The organism is Sporomusa sp. (assembly GCF_057736855.1).
Map to the genome: position 1 here is coordinate 660 of NZ_JBYKYF010000125.1, position 8,074 is coordinate 8,733.

The following is an 8,074-nucleotide window of genomic DNA, read 5'->3' on the forward strand; positions in this document are numbered from 1 at the left end:
TCTTAATTAGCATGTTTTTTAAGAATTGCATTGCTATACTCGTCTGCGCTGTGCCTGCCTCTAGTCTGGCGGCTGAGGTCACAGTCACAAACATAAATGACAGTGGCTCAGGGTCACTGCGTAATGCAATAGTAAGTGCCAGTTCGCACGATACCATCAGTTTTGCTGGCAGCCTGAACGGCAAGACGATCTCTCTAGGGTCTACAATCACCATCGACAAGAATCTATCCTTTGCTGTACCTGATCATGTTACGGTCACTATTGACGGCACAAACAGCGTCGGTCCTTTGCTTTCTGGTAATGCCAATACTGTTTTGGACTTTAGCGGTGCCGGATTGGTGATTCAACATGGCGAAAACAGTCAGATAGGTATATCTGCTACTGCTTTGGGCGGCGGGATGCATGCCGATAGTATCACTACTTTTTCTGGCAAATTAATAGGCAACACTGTTTCGGCTACAGGTGAGACCGGCTATGCTTACGCTACTGGCGGCGGAGTGTTTGCCGGAGAAAGTATTGATACTTTGTCGGGACAGATTATCAACAACAACGCCATTGCTGCTAGTGGTGAAGGCTCTGCCATAGTCTATGGCGGTGGTGTACGAGTCTGGGATAACATGGATACTCTGTCAGGACAGGTAAGCGGGAATAAAGCTGAGGCAGTTAGCAATAGAGGAGATGCCCAAGCATCTGGCGGCGGGGTGGATCTATATAACAGCATCACTACCCTTTCGGGCGAAGTAAGCGGCAATACTGTCTTGGCCCAAGTTAAAAACGATTCATTTTTCGCCACGGCCGATGCCGATGGCGGCGGGGTGCGTGCCTATAACATCACTGCCTTTTCGGGCAAAATAAACGATAACAGTGCCTCTGCCATTAACGCTACAAGAGATGCCAAAACCCGGGGCGGCGGATTGTTTACAGGGGGTATTGATACACTGTCGGGACAGATCAGCGGTAACACAGCTTTGGCACTTAGCAATACAGGTTCTGCCATTGCCGTAGGGGGCGGGGCGTATATTCATTCTCCGTCCGATATCACGATCCGTCAGGGACTGTTCGAGAACAACCGGGCTATTGCTTCAGGCAATGAGGATTCCTTTGCTGCAGGTGGGGCCTTATTCTTAAATACAACTACCGGACCTGTTACTGTCACCCTTGCGCCTACAGACGGTGATATCATCTTTCGGAATAATACCGTCACTACTAACGGCAAGACAACCGCCAATGACATTACCTTTGGCAGCCTTGACAATCGGCTCTATTTTTCCTCAGTAGGCACTCTGGCTTCCTCCTCTGCAGATGCTTCGCTAAAAATCGGGGATGGGCCAAACCATGTTTACCTGACTGGCGGAGTAACGGTAAATATGGACAATGGAAAATCCTTTGCCATGGTTCGCGAGGGATCTTCAGGCAGCGGCAACTTTTTCTGGGGCGGGAATAACATATTTACGACAAACGGCGGCACAGCCACTGTACACCTGGCCTCAGGCACTACTACTCTGGAACAGGGCTTTAACCTGGAAGGGAATAACCTAAGCTTTACGCTGGGACAAGACGCCTTGCTGCAAGTCAAACCGACTCTCCAGCCGGCCACAATCAATGCAGCCTCCATCACACTTGAAGCTGGCAGCTGGCTGGCAATGAACGACAGTTCCTTTGTCTATGGCCCTGTGCTTACTCTGGGACAAAACCATACACTGCTTACCATGCATGCTGACAGCTTTAATGATCAGACGATCCGCACAGACAGCCAGGGTCGTATGATAGGTGCTAAAGCAGCAATGAAAATAGATAAAACCCGCGAATTTCGCGGGTTTTTTCTTGTTAGCAGATTCGTTATTGCTGAGTACAGGTTAGTGATAGGCTACAGAATACTTATAGGATTTTTATGACATATTAAATGTAAAGGAGGAGGGTGTTATGGCAGAGTTAATCAGGTATTTTATCACAAACCAATGTATACGCTGCAATCATTGCGTGGAAGTCTGCCCAGAAGGAGCTATCTACAGTGATACAGATAAGTATGGTATAGACGATAACTTGTGTAAAGGCTGCGGCCTTTGCAGTAAAGTATGTCCAACAGACGCGATTATTCATGAAACTGATCCGTATCGCAGTGTTAACCGTGAGGCTGATTCCTTTTTCGGCGGGGGAGCTTGGCCTATATCGCAGGAAAATCCGGAATAAGGGAAGGAGATTCAAATGAATGCGTTGACATTAATCCTTATTACTATACTTGTGCTAGTCTTGGCATATCGATATTATGGCTATTTTATTGCAACTAAGATTCTACAGATTGATGAAAAACGCCAAACCCCGGCTCACGAACTCAATGATGGGCGTGATTATATACCTACAAATAAATGGGTGGTATTTGGGCATCATTTTGCGGCAATTGCTGGAGCCGGACCGCTGGTCGGACCGACATTGGCGGCTCAGTATGGTTATGCACCGGGATTTCTCTGGCTGTTGATTGGTGCTGTTTTAGCAGGTGGTGTTCATGATATGGTGGTGCTTTTTGCGTCCATACGCCATAAGGGGCGCTCCCTTGCAGAGATTGCAAAAGATGAGGTTGGGGCAACGACTGGTGCGGCAGCCAGTTTTGCAGTTTTGGTTATTATTCTCTTGACTATGGCAGGACTGGCCATTGTTATTGTAAATGCCCTCTTTAAGAATGCCTGGGGAACCTTTACGGTAGCGGTGACAATCCCCATAGCTATGTTTATTGGTATATACATGCGTTATCTTCGACCAGGTCATATCGGCGAAGCCTCGGTTATTGGCACTCTACTTATTTTGGCGGGAGTGGTGCTCGGGCCGGTTATTAAAAGCTCTGATTGGGCTTCTTTGTTTATTTACAGTGAAACACAGCTTAAAATTATGTTGCCTGTGTATGGGTTTATTGCCGCGACGCTGCCAGTGTGGTTTCTGTTAGCACCTCGCGACTACCTTAGTTCCTATTTAAAAATAGGAACCATTGCTGCCCTTGCCTTAGGGATATTTATTGTGAGGCCTGATATTCAAATGCCGGCATTTACATCGTTTACCGCAGGCGGTGGTCCGGTCATCGCCGGACCGGTTTGGCCTTTTCTTATGATTACGATTGCATGTGGTGCAGTGTCTGGATTCCATGCCTTAATTAGTACCGGAACTAGCCCTAAGTTAGTGGATAATGAGCGTGATATTCCGATCATTGGCTATGGTGCGATGCTGACCGAATGCTTTGTTGCTGTTATGGCTCTCATTGCCGCTACATCGTTACATCCTGGGGATTATTTTGCCATTAATACCTCGGCTGCCGTATTTCCCAGCCTTGCCTCCATGGGATACACAATCGTAGACTTGCCGCATTTATCGGCAATGGTGGGTGAGGATGTTGCGCATCGCCCGGGAGGAGCTGTGTCGCTTGCTGTTGGGATGGCTTCTATTTTTTCCGGTATTCCTGGACTGCAGCATTTAATGTCTTATTGGTATCAATTTGCAATCATGTTCGAGGCCTTGTTTATTTTGACAACTATCGATGCCGGGACAAGGGTTGCAAGATATATTGTTCAAGATATATTCGGCAAATTTTATAAACCGTTCGAGCAGGTTAACTGGTGGCCTGGTGTTATTATTACCGGTGCAATAGTGTCTTTTACTTGGGGATACCTACTTTATGGTGGGAATATCTCAACGATATGGCCAATCTTTGGTGTTGCTAACCAATTGCTGGCAACGCTTGCTTTATGTATCGGTACCACCATTATTTTTAAAAAGACGAAAAACATAGCCTATTCTATGGTGACATTTGTGCCGATGGTTGTTCTGTTTATTACTACTATTACTGCTGGGAGTATGTCTATTTTTGACACCTATCTGCCCAAAGGGCTGATTGTGAATGCGGTTTTAATGGCATTAATGATTGTCGCTGTCGTAATAACAGTAGTAGACTCAAGCGTTAAATGGTATAGACTTATGCAAACGGGTAACAGTAATTAAGTGTAATTAACTGTAGCTTCTCATATAGTGGTTAAAATCCATTTTATCTGCACTAAAGCCCTTAAAGGTTAGTTTTCCTTGTCATCCTTTAAGGGCTTTAGTTTGATTCACTACTGACTACATGGATTACTTTCCACAATTAAAAAAGTTTTTTTATAGAATGAATCGATTGAGCTTGATTATTGGATGGTTACATTGCTTTCACTCTCGGTGGAAGCGAAAGTAGAATCAGAGCTACTAACATTCTCGGCAGTGTTAGTGTTAGCTTGGTTTATACTGGTTATGTTATTGGATTCCGTTTTGCTGGCGGCTGTACCTTCATAGGTATTCACAACACTGCTGATGAGAGATTCCTTTTCACTCTGTGACAAAGATTCTTGCTCTAGGATAGAGTTGATGGCACTTTCTACGGCAGCAGCTTGCTTGTTGGCTGGTAATTCGTTGATGGTATTTACTACCTCAATAATTTGTTCTTGTTTTTCTTCTAGTGTACCGTCGCCATTTAGGATGTCATCAACGGCAGGGTTAGTCGGACCGATTGGGTCGGTTGGCTCGTTGGGATCGGTCGGATCGGTTGGCTCGCCAGGATCAGTCGGGTCGCCTGGGTCAATTGGATTGCCAGGATCGGTTGGCTGGCCTGGGTCAGTCGGATCGACATGTAGCGGTATAGGTTCTTGGTTATTAGGTGCTCGCATATCCCCTTCACCTTGCCAAATAAGCCTATAGTTGTAGTTATCCAGATCAAGCTTCAGTTCATCTACTTTTATTGACTTGTCAGTAGTGTCCACACCTGTAACTGTACCTACAGCAAATAGTTCCGTAGCTCCTTCGGTCTTATCATCCCCAAACGCATCTTTGTGTCTGCTGGCTTTGATTGTGCCAGTATTGTCAATAAAGCTCGCACCAATTCCGATTATACCGTACTCTGGGTCTGCATCAGGATCAAAGTTGGCCTGATCGGCATAAATTGTTCCGGTATTAACGAATGTATTGTTTTTGGATGAGATTTGATAACCTATGTTACCTTCTTCATTAAAATCTCGTTCATCAAACGCTCTGATATTAATACCATAATGACCATGAGAGTTAATGGTTCCAGCATTGCTAACAGCATTCGCGTAAATGGCTGCCTCGCCATTAGCCACGAGTGTTGTATCTTCCCCTACGTTCACCGTATTTCCTAGACTGCTTTTGAAGTAATTCGTGAAATAATATTCGTCATAATATGTATCATTCTCTTTATTAAGCCACGCTTCCACACCTAGGTTAGTGCCAGCGCCAATTAATACTTCACCGCCTTTAATGTCAGAAGTGCCGGTTATATCCACTTTGCCGCCAAGCATAAATATACCGGTTGTATCCTTGTCTTTAAGGTCAGATTCTAAGGTGGTATTAGTGATGGTATCAGTGATTGATACCTTGTTTAAGGTAATCGCATTATTTGGAGTGGCGTCGGTAACATGAATACGGGCTATTGCTACCTCATCATTTTCCCGCCCTTGTTGTACAAGTATATTATTTGCCGCGGTCATAATCACTTTTGGCGTTTCAGAGGTACTTCTAATGACATGAATGTTGCTATTGTTCAGGTCAACTTGGCCGCCAAGTATGATAACTTTGCCGTGAGATTCTTTTTCGGGGGGAGCATTAAAAGATATTGTGCTTTCAGTCAGTGTTATTTTGTTATCTGGTGTGGCTGTGACGGTTGTAAGTTCTACATCACTATACTCGGTTTGAGATTTATTTCCGGCTAATACAGCCATTCCACTAATTGCAGTCAATTTGGCTTTGTCAAAAGTGATATTATTCCCAAGTATGTCCATCCAGTCACTCTTAATAGTGCCTGTTATGTTAATGCTGTTAGTATCCTGGCTAGTAAACGACTCGGTGAAAACATGCTCTAAGGCACCATTGTCATATTTTCCAAAATGAATCTTGGCTGCATCGGCTGCTACAAGGCTGATGTTTCCAGTGGTCTCTATTGTCACATTCGGGGCAATAGTAATACTACCGCCAACCAGTCCCAAATACGCCATATGATTAAGTGCTACGCCGCTTTCAATCTCGATCTTACCAGCGGACGCCTGCTGACTATTTTTGGCAAAAGTCAATGGAGCCAAATCATTGCCAGAAGCAAGCGCCATAAAGTCGTTATTACTAATATCTAGTGTTGACAACACTAAGTTGCTGGCATTAATTGTTGCCCCTTGTCCAACTAGCACTCCGTTAGGGTTTATTAGGAAAATACTTCCATTAGCGCCAGTGCTGTTAAGCGCACCATAGAGTTCAGACATACTATTGCCGGTTACTCTATTTAACACAGCCAATGTATCGGCAAAGTTAAAATTAACAGTTTCGCCGCTGGCAATACTAAAACTGCTCCAGTCAATCACGCCATTGGCACCAACTGCAATATTCATAATTCCGCCTGCACCATTATCAATGGTAATCTGTCCGTTGCCAACTACGACATTAGGGTTTTGCGGCAACGCAAAGACTGGAGCGGTTATTAGCATGGCCGTCATTGCTGCTCCTGCCAGAGCGCGTTTTATATGACGTTTTATATGACGTTTAATTTTTCGTTGTAGTTTCATTGAAACACACTCCTTCACTAGAATTTTTTGCTAATACTGACATGCCATTTACTGCTGTCTTGGTCATATTTATTTTCAATATCATCAATTACGTACGCATAATCGAGCGAACCGCTCCAGCCGTTTTTACTATCGGTATAACGGAACCCTACGCCTACTGAAGCGATAGTATCGTTTTTAAGTTCACCGATATTTGCTTGATTGTTATATAGATGACCCACATCACTAAAGAGGACAAACCGTTGGCCTTTGGCAATTTCCGGTGTATAGAACTCGATATTGGCAATATAACCGTTATCGGCACTGATCGTGCGCTCATCGAAGCCACGGACACTATACATGCCACCAGCTCCTAATTGTTCGGTGGTAACAAGATTGTCGCGGGTATATTGTCCGCTCAGGCGAACACTGCCCAACCAGTCGCGCCCCATTTTGTACTGGTGGCTGATGCCAGCTTTGAAAATATTAAAGTTTTTATCGCTGCCTGTCCGATAGTTATTGTACTTGTCTTCGTTGCCGTTAATATTAGTAACATATCCCAGGCTATAGCTGGTCACTTTGGCTGCATCGCGGATACTGCCGCCGTAGGTGAGTCCCAGCGTAGTCACCGTGAAGTCTGTTCCTTGTTTCAAAATAGGGGTGCCATTAATAGTAAAATTTTGGGCATTATCGTAATCTTTATAATCAATGCCCAAATCTAGCCAGTTTCTTTTGTTAACACCATAATTGAAGTTGTGCTGATAGTGTAATCCGTAAGTATAACCTTTACCGGTTGCGTTCATATTCAGAGCGCCGAAGCTGGCGATATGACCCATATCCACATCTGAGTAACTATAAGTAAAATATAGGCTGTCGCCCGCTTTGGGCAGGATTTGCCGATAAAATAAAGCCGCTTGGGTAACATCGCCCGCATGATCGGGTGAGGTAACATAGGCGATGCCAAGCGCATCAGCACGATTATTGGTATTGGTATTGACATAAGTCAATGATGTCCGATAATCACCGGTATAGTTATTGCCGGTATTGTCAACGCGAAACAAGAAATGTTCGGTCTGAACTTCCTTAACTGTAACTACTGCGGTTGTTTGACCGGATTTGTCGACAACAAACTTTACCGCCAAATTGGCTGCACCGCTGTCATTGACAAGTTGAATTTGCCGCGACAAAGTGGCAACATTGACAATACCTTTTTTGAGTTCTGGCAGCAGCCATGCGATTTGCGCATTCGACAGCCTGCCATTGCCTGAATAGGTGATGTCACTGACCGTGACGGTTTGGATTAACGGCGTTTCACTTGCCTCGACCGGTGTCATACCGGATAAAGAAGCAGCCCATAGACTACAGACTAGACCTACGGATACAACTGTTTTTTTGAGTAATTTTTTGCGAATTTTTCTTTGCAAGCTACAACATCCTTTCTGTATAAAAAATGGCTCTATACTAAATGTTGGGGTAACCAGTTCTACAACTGGAACTGCCTCAACATTTTTTTGCAA

At 44.6% G+C, this 8,074-nt stretch carries 5 protein-coding genes; 3 read left to right on the top strand and 2 right to left on the bottom strand.

All coding sequences use genetic code 11. From position 1 onward, the window contains the following. The 3 genes from AC29Z1_RS09615 to AC29Z1_RS09625 form a co-directional block, all read left to right on the top strand. Positions 1-1,895: hypothetical protein (locus tag AC29Z1_RS09615; protein WP_488271244.1), on the top strand; the 1,895-nt coding region annotated here is incomplete at its 5' end. 28 nt (positions 1,896-1,923) lie between these two features. Then, positions 1,924-2,190 (top strand): 4Fe-4S binding protein, encoded by a 267-nt coding sequence (locus AC29Z1_RS09620; RefSeq protein WP_488271245.1) that lies wholly within the window; start codon positions 1,924-1,926, stop codon positions 2,188-2,190. A gap of 15 nt (positions 2,191-2,205) precedes the next feature. Then, positions 2,206-3,984 carry a carbon starvation CstA family protein gene (locus AC29Z1_RS09625; RefSeq protein ID WP_488271246.1) on the top strand — a complete coding sequence of 593 codons (1,779 nt, stop codon included), beginning with the start codon at positions 2,206-2,208 and terminating at the stop codon, positions 3,982-3,984. A gap of 179 nt (positions 3,985-4,163) precedes the next feature. Here the strand turns inward: AC29Z1_RS09625 and AC29Z1_RS09630 are convergent, their stop codons facing one another. Together AC29Z1_RS09630 and AC29Z1_RS09635 are read right to left on the bottom strand one after the other, a co-directional pair. Continuing rightward, entirely contained in the window at positions 4,164-6,578 is a 2,415-nt protein-coding gene (locus tag AC29Z1_RS09630) for a two-partner secretion domain-containing protein (RefSeq protein WP_488271247.1), read from the bottom strand. Between the two features lie 17 nt (positions 6,579-6,595). Then, the gene (locus AC29Z1_RS09635) at positions 6,596-7,981 is read right to left on the bottom strand and encodes a ShlB/FhaC/HecB family hemolysin secretion/activation protein (RefSeq protein WP_488271248.1); all 1,386 of its coding nucleotides are present in this window, start codon (positions 7,979-7,981) and stop codon (positions 6,596-6,598) included. Positions 7,982-8,074 lie beyond the last annotated feature (93 nt).